The organism is Peribacillus sp. R9-11 (assembly GCF_031345095.1).
GTDB classification, from domain to species: domain Bacteria; phylum Bacillota; class Bacilli; order Bacillales; family DSM-1321; genus Peribacillus; species Peribacillus butanolivorans.
In genome coordinates this window covers 888,863-906,997 of sequence record NZ_CP133763.1, presented here as the reverse complement: position 1 = coordinate 906,997, position 18,135 = coordinate 888,863, and the positions used below count along the sequence as shown (strand labels likewise).

At 36.8% G+C, this 18,135-nt stretch carries 20 protein-coding genes and 2 pseudogenes; 3 read left to right on the top strand and 19 right to left on the bottom strand.

The window, feature by feature from the left end:
- Window positions 1-89 precede the first annotated feature (89 nt).
- Window positions 90-962, top strand: coding sequence for a DMT family transporter (locus RE409_RS04370; protein ID WP_201182596.1), 873 nt, complete (start codon window positions 90-92; stop codon window positions 960-962).
- A gap of 196 nt (window positions 963-1,158) precedes the next feature.
- Here the strand turns inward: RE409_RS04370 and RE409_RS04365 are convergent, their stop codons facing one another.
- From RE409_RS04365 to RE409_RS04340, 7 genes are all read right to left on the bottom strand, one after another.
- Window positions 1,159-1,563, bottom strand: a complete 405-nt coding sequence (locus tag RE409_RS04365) for a hypothetical protein (protein WP_201249990.1) — start codon at window positions 1,561-1,563, stop codon at window positions 1,159-1,161.
- A 286-nt stretch (window positions 1,564-1,849) separates the two neighbouring features.
- On the bottom strand, window positions 1,850-1,993 hold the full coding sequence (locus RE409_RS30600) for a hypothetical protein (protein ID WP_397444173.1): 144 nt from the start codon (window positions 1,991-1,993) through the stop codon (window positions 1,850-1,852).
- A gap of 213 nt (window positions 1,994-2,206) precedes the next feature.
- Complete coding sequence (locus RE409_RS04360; RefSeq protein ID WP_201182600.1) at window positions 2,207-2,569, bottom strand: alanine--tRNA ligase-related protein; 363 nt, start codon at window positions 2,567-2,569, stop codon at window positions 2,207-2,209.
- Between the two features lie 3 nt (window positions 2,570-2,572).
- Window positions 2,573-3,613 (bottom strand): threonine aldolase family protein, encoded by a 1,041-nt coding sequence (locus RE409_RS04355; RefSeq protein ID WP_057217744.1) that lies wholly within the window; start codon window positions 3,611-3,613, stop codon window positions 2,573-2,575.
- A 1-nt stretch (window position 3,614) separates the two neighbouring features.
- Window positions 3,615-4,058: a MarR family winged helix-turn-helix transcriptional regulator gene (locus tag RE409_RS04350; RefSeq protein ID WP_201182604.1), complete on the bottom strand. Its 444-nt coding sequence runs from the start codon at window positions 4,056-4,058 to the stop codon at window positions 3,615-3,617.
- Between the two features lie 476 nt (window positions 4,059-4,534).
- Window positions 4,535-4,918, bottom strand: a complete 384-nt coding sequence (locus RE409_RS04345) for a hypothetical protein (RefSeq protein WP_056523357.1) — start codon at window positions 4,916-4,918, stop codon at window positions 4,535-4,537.
- Between the two features lie 406 nt (window positions 4,919-5,324).
- Complete coding sequence (locus tag RE409_RS04340; RefSeq protein ID WP_056523359.1) at window positions 5,325-5,765, bottom strand: cell wall hydrolase; 441 nt, start codon at window positions 5,763-5,765, stop codon at window positions 5,325-5,327.
- Between the two features lie 297 nt (window positions 5,766-6,062).
- Here RE409_RS04340 and RE409_RS04335 point away from each other — a divergent pair.
- Window positions 6,063-6,596, top strand: a pseudogene (locus tag RE409_RS04335) (transposase).
- On the opposite strand, the gene hutH reads toward RE409_RS04335, so the two are convergent.
- The 12 genes and pseudogenes from hutH to RE409_RS04275 form a co-directional block, all read right to left on the bottom strand.
- Window positions 6,593-8,128: a histidine ammonia-lyase gene (gene hutH, locus RE409_RS04330; RefSeq protein ID WP_201182606.1), complete on the bottom strand. Its 1,536-nt coding sequence runs from the start codon at window positions 8,126-8,128 to the stop codon at window positions 6,593-6,595. The pseudogene RE409_RS04335 and the gene hutH overlap by 4 nt on opposite strands.
- Before the next feature lie 129 nt (window positions 8,129-8,257).
- Window positions 8,258-9,628: an MFS transporter gene (locus tag RE409_RS04325; protein WP_201182608.1), complete on the bottom strand. Its 1,371-nt coding sequence runs from the start codon at window positions 9,626-9,628 to the stop codon at window positions 8,258-8,260.
- 173 nt (window positions 9,629-9,801) lie between these two features.
- Window positions 9,802-11,298, bottom strand: a complete 1,497-nt coding sequence (locus RE409_RS04320; protein WP_201182611.1) for a helix-turn-helix domain-containing protein — start codon at window positions 11,296-11,298, stop codon at window positions 9,802-9,804.
- 107 nt (window positions 11,299-11,405) lie between these two features.
- Window positions 11,406-11,629, bottom strand: a pseudogene (locus RE409_RS04315) (DDE-type integrase/transposase/recombinase); the annotation flags it as partial.
- A 29-nt stretch (window positions 11,630-11,658) separates the two neighbouring features.
- Entirely contained in the window at window positions 11,659-11,985 is a 327-nt protein-coding gene (locus RE409_RS04310) for an alpha/beta fold hydrolase (protein ID WP_242486098.1), read from the bottom strand.
- Window positions 11,986-12,163: 178 nt separating this feature from the next.
- Window positions 12,164-12,367, bottom strand: coding sequence for a zinc ribbon domain-containing protein (locus tag RE409_RS04305; protein ID WP_201182613.1), 204 nt, complete (start codon window positions 12,365-12,367; stop codon window positions 12,164-12,166).
- Window positions 12,368-12,556: 189 nt separating this feature from the next.
- Window positions 12,557-12,952 carry a DUF2500 domain-containing protein gene (locus RE409_RS04300; RefSeq protein WP_201182615.1) on the bottom strand — a complete coding sequence of 132 codons (396 nt, stop codon included), beginning with the start codon at window positions 12,950-12,952 and terminating at the stop codon, window positions 12,557-12,559.
- 576 nt (window positions 12,953-13,528) lie between these two features.
- A complete protein-coding gene (locus tag RE409_RS04295) occupies window positions 13,529-14,638 on the bottom strand; it encodes a lactonase family protein (protein ID WP_201182617.1) in 1,110 nt (369 codons plus the stop codon).
- A 259-nt stretch (window positions 14,639-14,897) separates the two neighbouring features.
- Window positions 14,898-15,128, bottom strand: a complete 231-nt coding sequence (locus tag RE409_RS04290) for a hypothetical protein (protein ID WP_201182619.1) — start codon at window positions 15,126-15,128, stop codon at window positions 14,898-14,900.
- A 2-nt stretch (window positions 15,129-15,130) separates the two neighbouring features.
- Window positions 15,131-15,454 carry a heavy metal-binding domain-containing protein gene (locus RE409_RS04285; protein ID WP_201182621.1) on the bottom strand — a complete coding sequence of 108 codons (324 nt, stop codon included), beginning with the start codon at window positions 15,452-15,454 and terminating at the stop codon, window positions 15,131-15,133.
- Window positions 15,455-15,709: 255 nt separating this feature from the next.
- Entirely contained in the window at window positions 15,710-15,871 is a 162-nt protein-coding gene (locus tag RE409_RS04280) for a GNAT family N-acetyltransferase (RefSeq protein ID WP_242486097.1), read from the bottom strand.
- A gap of 434 nt (window positions 15,872-16,305) precedes the next feature.
- The gene (locus tag RE409_RS04275) at window positions 16,306-16,737 is read right to left on the bottom strand and encodes a YrvL family regulatory protein (protein ID WP_309558581.1); all 432 of its coding nucleotides are present in this window, start codon (window positions 16,735-16,737) and stop codon (window positions 16,306-16,308) included.
- A gap of 303 nt (window positions 16,738-17,040) precedes the next feature.
- Here RE409_RS04275 and RE409_RS04270 point away from each other — a divergent pair, with 303 nt between their 5' ends.
- Complete coding sequence (locus RE409_RS04270) at window positions 17,041-17,949, top strand: restriction endonuclease (RefSeq protein ID WP_201249997.1); 909 nt, start codon at window positions 17,041-17,043, stop codon at window positions 17,947-17,949.
- The last annotated feature ends 186 nt before the right edge of the window (window positions 17,950-18,135 follow it).

The following is an 18,135-nucleotide window of genomic DNA, read 5'->3' as shown; positions in this document are numbered from 1 at the left end:
AAATCTAATAGTTTTATTAAAAACATTCGTTTCCCTAATAACAAAAGGGATGCTACGATTATATCACTTATATAGAGAGGGAGATTAACATGACACAAAAACAAGCTAATATTCTATTAGTCTTCGTTACAATGGGATGGGGCTCATCTTATATATTTACGAAGTTCAGTATAGGTGAAGTGCAGCCATTTATGCTTGTTGCATTTCGATTTATTATTGCATTCATTGTAATGGCTCTATTGTTTTTTCAAAAAATACGTCACGTGCATCGGCAAACGATCCAAGCGAGTGCGATTTTAGGTACTATATTATGTGGTGTGTTTGCTACATTCGGCTTTGCAATGCAAACTACCAGTGCCTCAACAGCTGGCTTTTTAATTACGACAACTGTTATTTTTGTTCCTTTGATTATGGTTGTAATTAAAAGGAAATTACCAGTACGCAAAGTTATGTTGGGCACTCTAATTACGTTCACAGGACTCACTTTGCTTTCATTGAAAGATTCATTCACTTTTGAAATCGGGATAATTTATTGTTTATTAACAGCCCTATTATATGCCATCCATATTGTAGCAAATAATTATTTTGCACGAACTGTTGATGCCTTTCAGCTTGGAATTTTTCAGCTTGGGTTTACGGGGATACTGGGGCTAATTGCATCATTACTTTTTGAGCCATTTTCATGGCCAATAGGTGCTGTTAGTTGGGCAGCCATTGTCAGTTTAGCAATCATTTGCTCTGCTTTTGGATTTGTCGTTCAATCAATAGCGCAAAACTACACAACACCTGAAAATACTGGCTTTATCTTTTCCTTAGAACCAATTACCGCTGCAATTTTTGCCTTTCTATTCCTTGGTGAAAAGATGGTCATGCAAGAATATATTGGTGCAACGATAATTTTAATCGGTATTTTTGTTGCCAATCATACTCCGAAGAAAAGGATAGAATATGGTATGAATTGAACGTCGTAAATATATAAAAGATAGTTGAATACGGTTAGTAAACTTATTCTGTGCTAAAAATAAAGTAACCTTCAATCAGATTTTTTAGAATGAAGAATCGCACCTGTTAGTTGAACAAGAACCTTGCTATCCATTATTCAGGAGCTTAAGTTCAAACAGACTATCTTCCTTTTAAATGCAAAAAATAATCAATAAGTTACTCCTTATTATTTAACGAAAAGTTTTCAACCTTTCCATTCCACGTCACTTCTATATCGATAACATCAGTTTTTGACGTAGAAAATTCACCCGTTTCAGTTTTATGTGTTTTGTATACACCAGTACTATTCAATTCAATTTCGCCCATACCCCAAGCATAATTAGGAGTATTAATCTTAAATTCAAGGTTTTCAACAGATTTATAATCTTTTCCTTTGAACTGTAATTCAAACTTTTTAGTTTCTTTATCGTTATCAGTTTTTACTACATTAAGTTTTGCCGACCAATTTTCACTATCTCCCTTAAAATTCAAATTTTCTGATGATTGTTGGCAAGCCACTAATAATAGCAATAATATTAAATTAAGGGCATAAAGGCTTTTCTTTTTAATAGTAATCCCCACTTTTAATTTTTCTTTATTGTACCAAAGATAGAAAAATTAACATCTTAAATTGACTACTCAAGTCTTATACTACAGTCCTGCTACTTTAGCATAAGAAAAGAGCTGATTATCACAGCTCTTTAAAGAACGAACGCACCTGTTAATTGCATAACAAACTGCAGCTGCAAATTGGAACATGAAAATAATAATCAATATTGATGCTACCGTTTATTGAACTATTCCCGTATAAATTTTCTACTGTCCAATTGATTATCCCCTCATTGCTAAAAAGAAGGGATAGTAGAACTTAATCCAGTAGTTGAATTTTAATCCTTTTTTTCATGGGACCTTTATTTTGAATTTTCATAATGGAGAAGTCTTTAATTTCAGTTGTGTTGTTGACGTGGGTTCCGCCACATGCTTGCGCATCAATATCATTTATTTGAACAATTCGAATTTCGTTAAGAGAAGCTGGAAGTAAATTAATTACCGTCTTAATAGTCCCTTCTTTTTGCTCGGCTTCATCTCTACTTAATATTTTCGTGTAAACATTATGGGGTTGTGCCAGTAACTTCTTTATTGATTGTTCTAATTGATCAAATGGTATTTCTTGTATTATTCCAGGAGAAAAAGACAGCTCTAATCTCGCATGTTCTTTTTCAATTTAACTACTTGTAGCTAAAGCATTGTAATGTTGATATAAATAACCTGAAATGACATGCAATAATGTGTGGTACTGCATATTCTGAAACCGCCAAGACCAGTCAATCTGCATCTCTACTGTTTGATTAATGTGCTGTAATGGACGTTCAAGTTCATGAATAATTTCTCCATCTATTTTTTTTACTGTTAAAATATTATAGGTTTTATCACCTTGTTTAATAATCCCTCGGTCACAAGGCTGTCCACCGCCACCTGGATAAAAAATCGTTTGATTAAACACAACAAATTGTTCTTTTATTGAAACAATATTCGCCGTACATTCTTTTAAATAACTATTCTCTGCGTATAACTCTATCGTTGCCATTTTTTATCCTTTAGTCGCCTTAATATCTTCTACTAGCATTTCAACATGTTCTTTTTTCGTAGACCAACTAGTACAAAATCTCATAGCACTGTGTGTGGCATCGACTTTTTCCCAGAAGGAAAATGAATACTTTTTGCCTAATTCCAAAATTACATCATCCGGCAAAATGGGAAACTGCTGATTTGATGTAGAATCATATCGTAATGAAAATCCATTTTCAACAAATGCATCTCGAATCATGATTGCCATTTCCACGGCATGATTAGAAATTTCATAGTATAATCCATCTTCGAATAAGGTTTCAAACTGGATCCCCAAAAGTCTTCCCTTTGCCAATAATCCTCCCTTTTGCTTGATAATATATCGGAAATCCTTTTTCAGGGCATCATTTATGATGACTACTGCTTCACCAAACATCGCACCAACTTTAGTTCCGCCAATATAGAATACATCACATAGACTTGCAATATCTGCCAAGGTTAAATCGCTATCCATTGAAGCCAAACCATATCCTAATCTAGCGCCATCCATTACCAATGGCAAACGACATTCCCGGCAAACTTTACTTAATGCTTCCAATTCGACTTTACTATAAGTCGTTCCATTTTCTGTAGGATTAGAAATGTAAACCAAGCCTGGCTGTACCATATGCTCATGAGTGACATCATTCCAATGAGCATCATATAAATTTTTCACCTGTGCTGCTTGGATTTTCCCATCATCACTCGGTAAAGTAAGTATTTTATGTCCCGTTGCTTCAATTGCGCCAGATTCATGTGCTGCTATATGACCAGTAATTGCTGAAACTGCACCTTGATGCGGGCGCAAAATGGAAGCGATAATAGTGGTATTCGTTTGTGTTCCTCCTACTAAAAAGTGTATATCTGCATTCGGAGCATCACACTCTTTTCTAATGTAAGCCCTCGCTTTTTCACAGTGTTCATCCACTCCATATCCGGGTGTTTGTTCTTCATTGGTTTCTATTAATCGTTTTAGAATTTGCTTATGAGCACCTTCTGTATAATCATTTTCAAAACGTATCATCCTATATTCTCCCCAAACTATCCAGTTTCTTCTGAATGAACATCATAGAAGCATGGATTTCTTTTATTTCATTTTGTGATAATCCTTGGAATAACCTCACTAATTGTTCATCGGATCTTTCATTAAGCTGGTTAAAAAGAGTCATCCCTTTAGGAGTCAACCGAATCAGACTAGTTCTGTTATCCAAAGTCGAGTTTTCCTTAATAACCAGTCCATCTTTACTTAACTTGTTAATTATTCTACTCATATAACTGCGATCAATTTCCAGTTTATCAACTAAATTGTTTGCTATACACTGCTCCATCATACCGATTTCTAAAACGACTCGTGCCTCAGTTAAAGAATATCCTGTATCAAATATATGCTTATCTAATACACCAAGTATATTCGTATAAAATCTATTGAATTGCCGTATATCAGCAATGGTATTATTATTAATTTTCATTGTAGCCTTCCTTTTTAGTGGACTTCATCCACTAATACTTTAGTATTATTAGTGGACTTTGTCAACTTTTTTTAAATCAATGAAGGATGAAGGATAAAACGTAATCCCAAATACGCTTTCCAATTGTTTTGATACCACTAGTTTGGCCAATTTCAAAAATAAAAAATAACCCCGAAAGATCGAGGTTATTTTTTTCAATATTGAACAAAAACACCATTCTTAATAATTATTTTTTATGCAACTAACCTGCCCCGATAGTTGCATAAAGAAAAAGCTGCCTTAAAGACAGCTCTGATTCTTCAGCTAACGCACCCGTTAGTTAAAAAAGAAGGAAAAATCCACTCACTTCATTATCCAGCTATTTTGCAAACAATAATAGCGTTAACCCTTTTGGTTAACGCTCTAAAATCGATTTAAAATACATTAATAACGAATACATGGAACCTATTCGACTATGCCAAGCATAAATTTCAATATCAATCTTCATTCTCTACTTCTTCTTCATATAAATCATGTTCACCAATATAAATAGGGCTGTTTGCATGATCAATTCTGATTGGCCATTCATAAGGAACAGATAAACGGCTGGATACACCTCTCCAAAATTTACTCGAATCGGTTTCAAAATCTTGAAACTCTTTTAATAGTTCTTTATAAGATGCACCGTCAAACTGTATATTCATTTCCTGCAACCTCATGAAAGCCATATGTCTAATTTCAAGCTCTGCTGCCTTTTCCATTTCTTCTTCCGTTGCCTCTCCGATAATGGTTCCTGGAGGGGGTAAGATAGCGTAGATATTATCTACTTCTTCTCCCGTTACTTGTGTGGGAATCAATTTATTCTTGATCCGATTAAGCATAAAGTCAACTCCTAATGGTTTTCATCTATTATATCGAGCTGCGTAAACTAAATACTCTTCATGTTCAACTAAAGCACCCTTTAGTTTGAGTATAATATCTCACAATCTTGCTTTCTTGGATAAATTACTAATACTTAATGTTTGATATATATAAAAAGGGAACACCTGCTAACCAGGAAGTTCCCTTTTTATTTCGTGAGATAAAAGTACATCAAAACAACGATTGAAAAAATAGGCTTCGGTTAGGGTCTCAAGCGTTTTTTTCAACCGACAACTGTTACATTACCTACAGGAGTTGCATTGAATGAATATGGTTGGCTACCAACACCTAAAAATTTTGTATTCGTAGCACCAAAAAGGCAAAATTACAATAAAATTCAAGAATTAATAATAGCTCCTAGACAACCTAACCGGTATAAACACTTTCACATGTTCCAGGTTTTGGTTCATAATAACAATGATTTTTATATTGTCCAGCAAAGGGTTGATCGTACCATGTAGGCGGGCATGGAGCATATGGATTAAAATACCAAAGGGCATATTTCCCTGGGTGTTGTCTCCAGTATTCCAAATTCTGTTTTGCTAATCGTTTTTCAGCAGTCCTCGCTCTTTGATAAAATACATTACCTTTTTGAACAGCTTCAAAAGAATAATTTCCTCCTTGTACGTGATAAATGACTTGTGGAATTGTTCTTAAATCTATAAAGTCTAAACAATCAGCTTTAAGACGATTAACAATTACATTTCCAACATATAACATTCCTTGTAACCCTTCACCTTCGGCTTCAGCTCTCATCATCCTTGCCATTAAGTCAACGTCTGAACTTTTGTAATTTACTCTTGGCATTTTTTCACCCCAGAAATATAGTATGAAAAAAAGCCTACATTGATGTCATTGTTTATAAAATAAGAATGCTTAGTTTTTAAAGCTTACAGTTTTTAAGTAAGATGAAAACTATGGCATTCTTTTTTATACCTTTATTCAACTAAACTGTCCCGATAGCTCCATAAGAAACCTCTATATAAGAAACTGGTTGTGACAGTATTGAAGAACCATTTAGTGTACTACAAGTACGTATACAAAAATTTTTGTAACAAATCTCCTGTCATATGTATTGTTAATTTTTTTTGAGGTGATTCTCCTATGGAAGCAATGATTGAACGGTGTGCTGGCCTAGATGTACACCAAGAAACAGTAGTAGCCTGTGTATTATTTAGTCCATTAGATAAAAAGCCAAAAACCTCTATTAAAACGTTTCCAACTACAACAACGGGACTCTTGGCTTTAAGTGATTGGCTAGCTCCCCTTCAGGTATCCGATATTGTGATGGAAAGTACCGGAGTCTATTGGAAACCAATATGGAATATACTTGAAGGTTCTTTTCACCTTGTTCTTGCCAATGCCAGACATGTCAAAAATGTTCCAGGGCGTTAAACTGATGTGAAAGATGCCGAATGGCTTGCCAAGCTTCTAAGATGTGGACTTATTGAAAGCAATTTTGTCCCACCGGAGGATATTCGTGATTTACGAGATCTTACTCGTTATCGAAAAAAATTGATTCATCATCGCACTTCAGAGCAGAATCGCATTCACAAAATTCTTCAAGATGCTAATATCAAGCTAACATATTCTTTTATTGATTCAAACTGCAACTTCAGCTATGAATCATATCTTTAAAATTGCAAAGGACCGATTTTTGCTTCTACATGCTTTACAATTTCTGCTGAATGAACCAGTTCCGCAGCTGTACGCATGTCTTTGTATAAAATTCTGTCCTGCTCAAGGCGAGGCACATATTTTCTAAACAAATCGCAGGCTGCAGTCGTTCCTGTTCCAGGCTGTAACGGCTGATGGAATTCAATCCCCTGGCAGCTGCACATCCATTCGATCCCAATCACTTTTTCAGTATTGGCGATTACTTTCAGTGCCTTTAAAGCTGCAGATGTCCCCATGCTTACATGATCTTCCTGTCCCCCTGTTGTCGGAATGGAATCCACAGACGACGGATGTGAATAAACCTTATTGTTAGAAACCAATGACGCCGCGACATATTGCGGAATCATATAGCCCGAGTTAAGCCCACTTTGCTCGATCAAATACGGGGGCAGCTCGCTATACTGAGGCGAGACGAGTCTAAAAATCCTTCGTTCAGAAATATTGGCCAATTCAGATAGAGAGATTGCCAGAAAGTCCATGGCTAAGGCTATCGCTTCTCCATGACAATTGGAAGAGGATATCGCTCTTGCACCCTCTTGATCATCAAACACCAACGGATTATCTGAGGCTGAATTCATTTCTCTCTCCACAATCGTCCTAACGTAATCAACAGCGTCCTTACATGCTCCATGCACTTGTGGAATGGACCTAATACTAAGAGCATCTTGTGTGCGGTAATCTTTAAATTTTTCCGTGATCTCACTGTTTTCTATCAGCTTATGAATATTATCAGTTGTCTTTTTTTGTCCAGGATGACGTTTTACTTTACTAATTTTGGGATCAAAGGCATAGTATGTTCCTTTCAGCGCCTCAAAACTGATTATCGAAACAATGTCTGCCGCCTTAAGAACATTAATGGCATCATAAACGGCCAGAGCGCCAATAGCAGTCATATCTACCGTGCCATTAATCAAAGAAAGCCCTTCCTTTTCATGCAGTTCGATTGGCTTGATTCCGGCCTTCTTCAAAGCCGTCTCGCCATCTGTTAGTACGCCCTGATTATAGGCCTCACCCATCCCCAAAAGGACCAAACTGATATGTGCCTGATGATTTAAGTAACCTAGGGAACCTTCTCGAGGGACGAATGGTATGACATCTTTATTCACCATCTCTGCTAATCTCTCTACCGTTTCAAGTCTTACTCCAGAATAACCAAGGGATAAATTTTTGATCATCATCACCATAATTGCCCTTACTATTTCCTTCTCCAACGGATCGCCCATACCGCAAGCATGACTCATAATTATATTTTTTTGCAATTCTCTCGAATCAGAGGCTGAAATTTTTATTTTTGAATTCTCTCCTACTCCGGTCGTAATTCCGTATATGACTCGCTCCTCCTCGACAAAACGCTCGACTATATCCCTTCCTTGGCTAATCCTTTTCTTTACACTCATAGACAGCTCCAAAGGGGCATGATGCCTTGCTACTGAAATCAAATCCCCGATACTAAAATCATCTTCAGTTATCATTACTTTTTCTTCTGTTTTCATAATAAACTCATCTCCTATATTGTGCAGTTTGACAAAACATTAACTTTTATGATGTTTAAGCCATTGAATTAGTAAAATTTCGCAACGAGACCTCTCTTTCGATAAATGGAAAGGTCTCCTTTTTTCATGTCAATTAATCTTCTTATGGTTCAAGGGGTTTAAGTTTGAATTTGAATTACTTGCTTCATTAAAAGGATTACTTGCCTCGCTTAAAGAGAGTGACTTTGTCTCCGGTGCCCAGGCAATCGAAATGATAGTACCAATTAACAGAATAGCCGTCATTCCAATCATCGAGGCATCCAACCCTATAGTGTTCATACTAAGGGGCAGGAGGAATGTCCCGATAGCAGAACCAATTCGGCTGAACGCTGTCACAAAACCAACCCCAGATGCGCGAATTTCGGTAGGGAAAAGTTCGGCCGGATATGTTAGCGTAAGATTTGAATTTGCTGATAATATAAAAGTAAAAGCCAGAAAAATCGGAATTACTAAAAGTTTAGGTTCGTGAAAAATGCTAAGCATAAGCAAGCAGACGGTCAGGATTGCAAACGTACTAATAGTGAAACCTCTGCGAGAAAATTTCTCCATAAGCCAAAGACCAGCAATCGAACCCAAGATTAGGAATATGTTTAACCACAAGTCTACAGTGAAGTTTTCTGCTAAACCCATACTATTTAAGATAGACGGTAGGAATGTGTAGATGGCAAAGTACGGAATGACAATACAGACATAAAATAGACTTCCAAAAGCTGTTCGCTTCCGGAATTTTTTGTTAAAAAGAGCACGAAAGCCATTTTTATATTGAGTCTCAATAACAGTTTCGTCGATTTCCGCATTAGGCCCGATATACTTCTTTACGATATGGCGTGCTTCATCAATACGTCCCATGCTGATGAGCCATTGTGGGGATTCAGGTGTTCCGATTCGCAGTATCAGCACAATGAATGCAGGGATTGCGGCACTAGCAAGCATCCAACGCCATGATTCCGGACCAGCTTGACCTAAATAATATCCGACAATGGTTGCAGAGACGTAACCTACCGTCCAGAGCACATTTAGAGAAGCCAGTAAGAATCCCCTATACTTTCTAGGCGCGAACTCGGCAAGTAAAGTCGATCCGACTGCATAATCGCCTCCGAGAGCAAAACCTATCAGTAAACGCAAAATTAACAACTCTACGGGCCCATCCACAAATAGTTGCAGCAACGAAGCTATAGTGACCAATAAGAAGTTAAGCAGGTATATTTTCTGTCTGCCTATGCGGTCAGATAACCCTCCAAGTACTAGACTACCGAAAAAGAGCCCGACCAAAGCAGAACTTCCAATTAGTCCTACCCACATCGAATTGAGTTCCATTTGTGGGCTAAGGAGTGTAAGAGCCACTCCAATAATCCCAAGAGCATACCCATCAGAGAAATTAGAGCCAAAAGTAAGCGCTGTAATTTTCATATGGAACTTGTTAAGTGGAGCGTCATCCATCTTAAATTTTTGTTCGGTCATAAGCGTCTTTCCCCTTTTCAATATTTAATTTTTGGGACACTTCCTACATCTCTAGTTTAGAGAAGGAAAGCGATTGAAAACAGACGTCTATTTTTTGAATTTTTCTAATTTTTTTCGAATTTAAAGTGTAATGTAAAACGCTTACATTTGAAAACTATAATTATTTTAGATTTCTATACTTTTTTACGATTTCTAAATGAACGAGGGGTTGTACCGGTTTTTTCCTTGAAAATTTTGCTAAAGTAATTTGCATTTATAAATCCTGTTTTATCTGCTACATCTTGAATCGAGAGTTTTGTATCTATCAATAGACGCTGTGCTTCGTTTATCCGTGTCTTTGTTAATAGCTGTCGGAACGAGCTTCCTTGTTTTTTTGTTAAGAGCGAGCTAAAATACGCTGCGCTTCTGTTTACTTGGTTCGCAACGTCCTCAAGCCTTAGCTTAGGGTTAGTAAAATTCTCCTCAATGTACCGGATGGCCTGCTCAATCACATTTGTACGAGCGTTTTCTTGATTGTTATTTGCCCGATCAAGAACTTCATATAAGAACAGCAATAACTCCTGGACGATCCGATATAGAATCGGATTGTATAGGATGGATTCAAATACTTGATGATAACGTCTCTCAAGCATCCCTTCATCAAGGTAAAATGACTTCATGAAGCGTCGGACTTGGGCTAATAAGCTTGTTAACCGGGTTCGCAATAAACCTGGCTCGGGATAGGGGTCTTCCTTATTCAAAAATTCTTTATACATCCACTGCTTAATTTTGTCCCTGTCACCTTCGTTCAGCATGTCAATCCATTCGCGCTGTTCAGACGGGGTTAAAAACGGATCGATCATAACCCAGTTCACCTTATCCTCAATGACCGAAAGCTGCCGATACCCTTTGAAAAAACGAATTTCTAGCGCTTGCTTCGCATGAAGATATTTTTCATTTAACGAAAGCAACGGGTCATTAGTATCATATAAAACTAGTGACATGGGCTCCGAAAACTGCTCTTCCCATTCGGTTAGAATCCGATTGCCTATGTGCTTTAATTGTTTGAGTGGCTGTGGCTGCTGGTTATCGAATGAAAAAACAGAAACGATCATGTCGCTTAGCGGCAATACAACCGGCCGATTCTTAAATGGATATTCTTGTAAAAAAGATAGCAATATAGGTTGTTTCTTCGAATTTTCCAACTGCATCAGCATTAATCGGAAATTGGCGCCTAACGTTTCTTGATGCACGAATAGAGAACTGTAAGATACGGCAGGCACCTCAATTTGGGCCGATGGCTCTTGTTTCTCCTCAGTTTGGGAAACGGCCTTGCAGCACTGGGTTAATACTCGTTTGATATGGTCAGGCGACTGAGGTTTTACCCATAGATCATAGGCATGAAGCTCGATGCCTTGAAGCGCACGTTCAAATGTGGCTTCAGCCGTCATGACGATGACCTTTTGTATGTACCGTTTGGTCAGCTCCTTAAAGCTGTCCCACGTATCCTTTGGAATCATATCGAGTTCAATGCAAACAACATCTGGTACTTCGGCCTCTATTAGATGAAATACATCAGATACTGAGCCTGCTAATAGAATGTGATCAAATGGAATCGAAAACGAAGAAACTAGCCAGCCAATCCCTGTTCGTTCATTTTGATCGCGATCAGCAATTAACAATTTGACCATACAGGTACTCCCTTATGATAGATTTTTTCTTATTAATTATCTCCGAACCAAGCTTATTTTCATCACTACAGTGACTATCAGATTAAGGGTTCTAGTGTAAAAACTGATTATGATGCAATTCCAAACAACTTATGTATGAATTTTACATCTTTTTTGACAGATTTCACATGTTGGTGAAGTTGTCCTTTTTTCATCGCATGCATCGCTTTAATACCACTCAATATAGAAGTGGGTGTTCCATACGACTTGAATCCCAACATTAACGCACACGCTTCTTAATGAAACGATGTTCTAGTTCCACTATATTGTTAATGTACCGTAATCGTCTGATTTTGACGCTATCATCTTGTCCTCTTTTAACTATTCAACTAAACATACTAATAGGACGTCAATATCTTTCTCTAAAATTTTTATTTCTGATATATATTTTTGGCCATGCCAAATAACCCTCCAAAACCCTATTGATATCGGGGGCAGTTCATGAATCGTCTTCATATTCTTTTCAAATTCCTTTGAATAGCTAAACCCAGATAATCCAGGCGCAAGCAAAACAAGTTTTGAAACCCTTTCAGGATAATTCAGAGCGAATTCAGTAGCAATTTGACCACCCATTGAGTGACCGATGAGTGTCGCCTGATTGATTTCTAGATGATCAAGCAGCGACAGCAAATCTTTCATGGTTGACATCTTCTAAAGGAGACGGTGATTTCCCGGTCCCAAGTCCGTCATGACACCAATAAAGTAGAAACCCTTGAGATTCAAAGTCTTATAGTATAGGAATTTTGAAGAAGTAATGTACGTCATGCATAATGAAAAAAACAAGAATCTCCTTTTTTTTAAAAAGGAGATTCTTCTCGTGCCGTGATCAACCAAAGAATAGATCCAGCAGATTACTGCCTGCTGATGATTGCCTATTATAAAACTCCGAATATCCGCACTTCTTGCAATACACAACCGTAAATTGATTACTTTGGACATCAAACATTTTCGACAATCCTGTTCCAGTCATTGCCACGTCTTTCTTAGCAGCATCATTGCTTCCACATTTCATACATCCTTTTTCACTCATTATTCTTCATCCCCCAATTTATGTAGGTTTAATTAAAATAGCTTATCTATTAAATCCTATAGTTTCATCTTGGCAGGACTAACAGATACTGAACAAAGCCAATTATTTCAGTGTGTTCTATGTTAAGTGAAAATAAAATTATGTAATTTTATTACCTTAAAGCGTAAGCGTTATCCATTATCAGTCAGTCTAATTTTTCCTAGAAAAATTAATATATCTTGTTCCTTGAAAAGTTAAAGTGCCGATATCTCCTTCTGCAAGAATACCAAATTCCTTGCCTGAAATACGAAATTCTGATCGATCGCCACTCTCAAATTCAAATGTAGTAAAATAAGTCGTAGATGAGCCATGCGAGTGGACATTGTTATTATGTTCGTGAAGATGACTATTCCTTGTGACATTCGTTCGTTTAATTTTTACAATTGCAGGAACAGATAAGCAAGGAGATTCCTCATTTTTCTTCCATTGGCTAAGACCACTGAATAAATTAACTATTATTACTATAAAAATGATAACGAAAATAATTCCTATAAATATCGGAGCAACTGTGAAAAGCCAATCTCCGCTTCCACCAACATCGTACATTAGATATTCCTCCTTGTTATGATAATAAAATATACGGATAAAATGAAATAAAGTTTCAGACTGCCTTCAAAAAAATGGCATATACATTTTGGACTTATCCTACTCTTTTCTCTTCGAATGGCTCCCCTTCATAATGAAGAGTAGCACTTGTTAGTTGAAGAAGACTTTTTACTTTACGAAGGTAGAGTGATAGATTTTCAATGGAAGGGATGCTGGTGAAAATAGGACATGTATTAGTTGTTGGCGGTACGGGAATGTAAGCGGATGTTTCTAAATGGCATGCAAAACGTTATCATAAGGTATCGATAATCGCTCGGGATAAATTGAAGATGCAAAAATAGAAAGGGAGAGTTCTTTTTATTCCCCCTTTTTAAAACCAAGGTATGTGTCTATAAAAACATTTATGAACGTTCGTCGATTTTGAATTGACTTTTGCGAATGTTTTTTAATAGAAAGGAAGAAAAAAGGAGTCGCTGCAGCAACTCACCCTCTTGAACTCAAGCCCCCGTTAGTTGAAGATGACTCATTCACTAAGAGAAACTTTCTACTCCATCAAATGTGATGGACCAAATAGAATCAAAGAACAGCCAACCCTTGTGATCCTAAATATGGAAAGTTGGTCCAAGCAGCAACCTGCAATCTAACCAGACTTCCATCATCTTGAATAGTAAATACGGAGACTGTGCCCTGATTTCCGTTAAGAGTGTAAAAATGCCGTCCATCTTTACTCACTCCAACATCCATGGGCAGTCCTGGAGCTGTACCTGGCGGTGTACTGGTAATATGCCTTACAACTGAAAGTGCTCCATTGCGATCGATTCGGTAGGTGGAGATGGTGCCGCTTAAGGTATTGGTAATATATGCAAAACGTTCATTCCTAGTTGTTACAACCCAGCATGCGGTTTTATATCCAGTTGGTACAGAGCCACTGATCACATGAAGGATCCCGTCGGTACTCATTGAATAGGATGACAGGGCATTTGAATCTGCTTCAGTAACTAAGAGGATTCCAGAGGATAGAAAATAAGCACCCAATGGTCCTTGACCATAAGAATCATTAACGATTGGTTCTGTAACCGTACCATTTTGATTTACATGGAATACACTGAGATGGTTTGAAGTAAGCTCGGATACAAGGATTTTACTACCATCACGAGTGAAGAGAACCTGAGCGGGCTGAGCATTGAAAGTACTGAGAGAATGGGTGGATCCAGGAATAGGAGTAAGGCGTCCGTTATTATCTATGCGAAAACCAGTGATATTGGAGGCGAAATTGTTAGCCACATTCCCTACATTGGCAACATAGACAAGATTACCAAACACATCTACGGTATTGGGCTGAGTACCTCCTGATGGCTTCACATCTACGAGAACGGGTGCACCGCTGTCAGTAATGATAAAACTGCTGATACTATGGCTGCCTGCGTTCACTGCAAGAAGGAAACGTCCATCACGGGACAAAGTTAGGGCTCCTTGTGACGTAAGCGGATCGACACCATCGTTTGCCGTTGCAGTGGAGACTTCCTTTGTACCAGTACCTCTACCATAAGTTGGGTAGGAATCCACAAAAGTAAGCATTCCATTCATGTCCCTGTAAAAGGAAATGATTTGATTCATTACTTCATTATTGGTCATAATGTAAACCATACTCGCATTCGCACGGAAATATTCGTTCATTATCTGCATTTTATACCTTCCTCCTTTCATTGTTTTATATGGTGCTTTTCCCATTTAAATTCCCCAAATTGATGCAAATTGGTTAAAAGGATTATCATCCACTTATCCCACAGCCTATCTTTAGTTATAACAACAAATGAAAAAGGACTGCCGAAGCAGTCCATTTATTGTTAAACTAAACTGCCCCGTTAGTGCCATAAGAAAAAGGCTGCCTCAGCAACCTTCCTTATTGAAGTAAAGCACCTGTTTGTTGAACAGGCGCAGCCTTCTATTCTTCACCTTTTTCTTCAATATATCTACGTTCACCGTTTTTGCGATTAACATAGACTCTTATTAAAACCTTTGAAATTGGGTCAATAAACACTTCTTGCGTGGGCTCAAAATCTTTTGAAAGGTTATCATTATTTGCTTTATAACGCCTATCTTTACGTTTGGAAAAAATCCAAAAGAGAAGTATTAGACAAATTTGAAATAGAAAATAACACCAAATCCATTTCATATTTACTCAACCTTTTCAATTACAACTGCTGTTCCGTATGCTACAATTTCACTCATGTTTTGTCCAATTTCACCTGAATCAAATCGAAACATGACTATTGCATTAGCCCCCATTGCATGAGCGTTCTGTGTTAATCGGTCTATTGCTTGTTTTCTTGCATCCTCAAGCATTTCTGTATATTCATGAATTTCTCCGCCTACAAGAGACCTTAACGCCGCAGTAACTTGACCAGCAAAACCACGACTTCTTACAACCAGGCCAAAACAAGCCCCTTTTATTTCTTTAATTTTATACCCCTCAATCTGTTCCTTCGTTACAATTAGCATAAATACTCCCCCTTGTATATATTAAGATAAATATGTTCTTTTGTGCCAATCATTTACTAATGAAATAAGTGTACTATTCAATGGTTTATCCAGGTTCTTCATATATATTTTTTTCAAATTAAGAAACGATACATCTTCTTCTTGGTTCTAAGCAACCCTGCTATTGAAGTAAAGCACCTGTTAGTTCAGTAAGAATTAAAGTTCTTTATAAACAAATTCTCTGTACTTTATAAAATTTTGCTTTTTATAGAAGTTCTATGCAACAATGTTCTCAATCCAATAATCTAATTCTATTAAATCTATTCCTCGATCGTTCGCAATTTCATATATACATTCCATAAGACTTGAACCATACCCCTTATTCCTCTTTGTTCCTACTATGCTAATCTGGTGTATATATTCTCTATCTCTATCCAAGCATAGCCAAGAGCTTCTTCGTTATCTTCTAACAAAAGGAAAATGAAACTTTCGTTAATAACCAGACTTTTGAAAACTTCCTTCACATTTTCCCTTAAAGTATTTAGGATATAAATTTGAATGTAAATCGTGCACATATTTATTTAATTTAGCGACCAAATTGAAATTCCTGATTTGACTAATTTTCATAACAAATCCCTCATCTATCTTTCACTAATTTTAGGGAATTTTTCAATATTCCCCTTATTGAACTATCCTGCCCCGATAGTTCAATAAGAAAAAGGCTGCCGAAGCCCCCCCTTGTTATAGAACTAACGCACCCGATAGTTGAACAAGACTTCTCTTTTTTATTTTTGAACTGTTCACTTCCCAATTCCATTATTCTCTACCCGAGGTACAAAAAATCCCCAATTATACTTAGGTAAATTTTTTTATTAGGAGATTTCCTTATCATCATCGAAAACAATTTCTATTATGGCAAGTAGCAATGCAATAATAATCTCTGTTTTCAAGGAAAGTGTAATACTTTTCATAAACTCATCCACTGCGAACAGGACTAGCCAGTTCGATGTGCCTTCAAAACTGATTCGGATAAAAAACACCTTTATTTTCCCTGTTATATTTCGGACAGACAGCTTGAAAATTGCTTTGGAAAACAATTCGACAATGATGCCTAAAATAAAGAAACTGACAACAAAAACAATCAATGACCAGATAGATTCATATTGAACGCCGAACAGTTCAAAGAAATAAAGCCCCAATACAAAGCCCACTACCAGGATAATGAGAAATGCTAATCCGGTAACTGTTGCCATCTTTTCTTTTAAATTCATATCACGAAATGAATCATTTTTATTTTCTGGCATATGTCTGTTTCTCCTCTGTTAGATCTCTTTACTTCTGAAACTCTAACTTATTTTACCGATAACTAATCTTTTTAGAAATATCTCGTACCGTTCGACTACACCACGCTTATTGAACTAACCTGCCCCGTTAGTTTAAGTACATTTTTTCACAAATCTACACCATGATAAGTTAAAGTACCCGCTACCCCTATTGACCGCATAACCCCCGAGGAATCGCTACTCTTTTTTCAGTTCAAAACCCCCATCATCATTCATATTTGTATGGTTAACCCATGTTATAATATGGAAAAGTGAGTGGCTAAAATGAGTGAGAAAATAGAAACTATATACGACGAATATATTGCTGAGGAAAAATTAAAGCAGGGTACAAAATACGAAAAAATTGCGGCAGTAGTGTTTAAAACATTAAACACAAATGATGTTGTTATTCATGATTTAACTCTTCGTGGAGATGGAAAGAAAACAGCACATCAAATAGATGTCACAATTGAAAGTTCAAACGTATCTAGAAGAGTTTTAATTGAATGTAAAGACTATGATTCAAAAGTTGGTATAAGTATAGTAAGAGATTTCTTTGGTGCCGTCTCACAAATTAAACCTGATGAAGCTTTCGTGGTTACTACTGAAGGATATACAAGAGGCGCTAGAACTTTTGCCGAGGACGAGGGAATAAAATTAGCTATACTTAGAGAATTTAAAGACGAGGACTGGGAAGGTACAATACAAAAAATACATATAAAAGGGACAGTGACCTTTATAAACCAACCAAGCTTAGCTTGGGTAGCAGCTAATGAACAGGAAAGAGAAAATTTTTATGCTAAGGCTAATACTGAAGAAGTTAATTCAACTCAAGAAATAGAAACAGCAACAACATTCTTTTATGATCAAGAAGGAAATCCACAAGAAAACCTGCAAACTGTTTTAAAACCAATATTAAATAAGCTTCCAAGAAATCCGGTTTCTCCAACTACTGGCCGTTATGAATTTGGTGCAATTAAATATGTTAAAATGGCAGGTGTACTGTTAGGAATTAAAGGGTTTGACTATGAATTCACAAGTGGCCAGAATGTATTTGATACTATTGTTGACCAAGGAGAGAAAATAGCATTATTAGTATTTAAAGTTATTGATGGTACATTTGATAAAGTTATTTTTGATCAAGACATAGATAAATGGACTTTTAATGATACTGGTGAAGTTACTTTAAAGTGAATAAATTTTGATAAAGGGGTCTTTTTCATCAGCTGAAACTTTATAATCATAGAAAATCATAGTACATTCAAAAGGCTACCCAATTGGTGGTCTTCTTTTCGTCCAGGACGTTCGTAAAAGTCGATGGAATTTTAGGAACGTTCGTAAAGTATTTTTATGATTTAACGAACGTAAATGCCGGCTGTT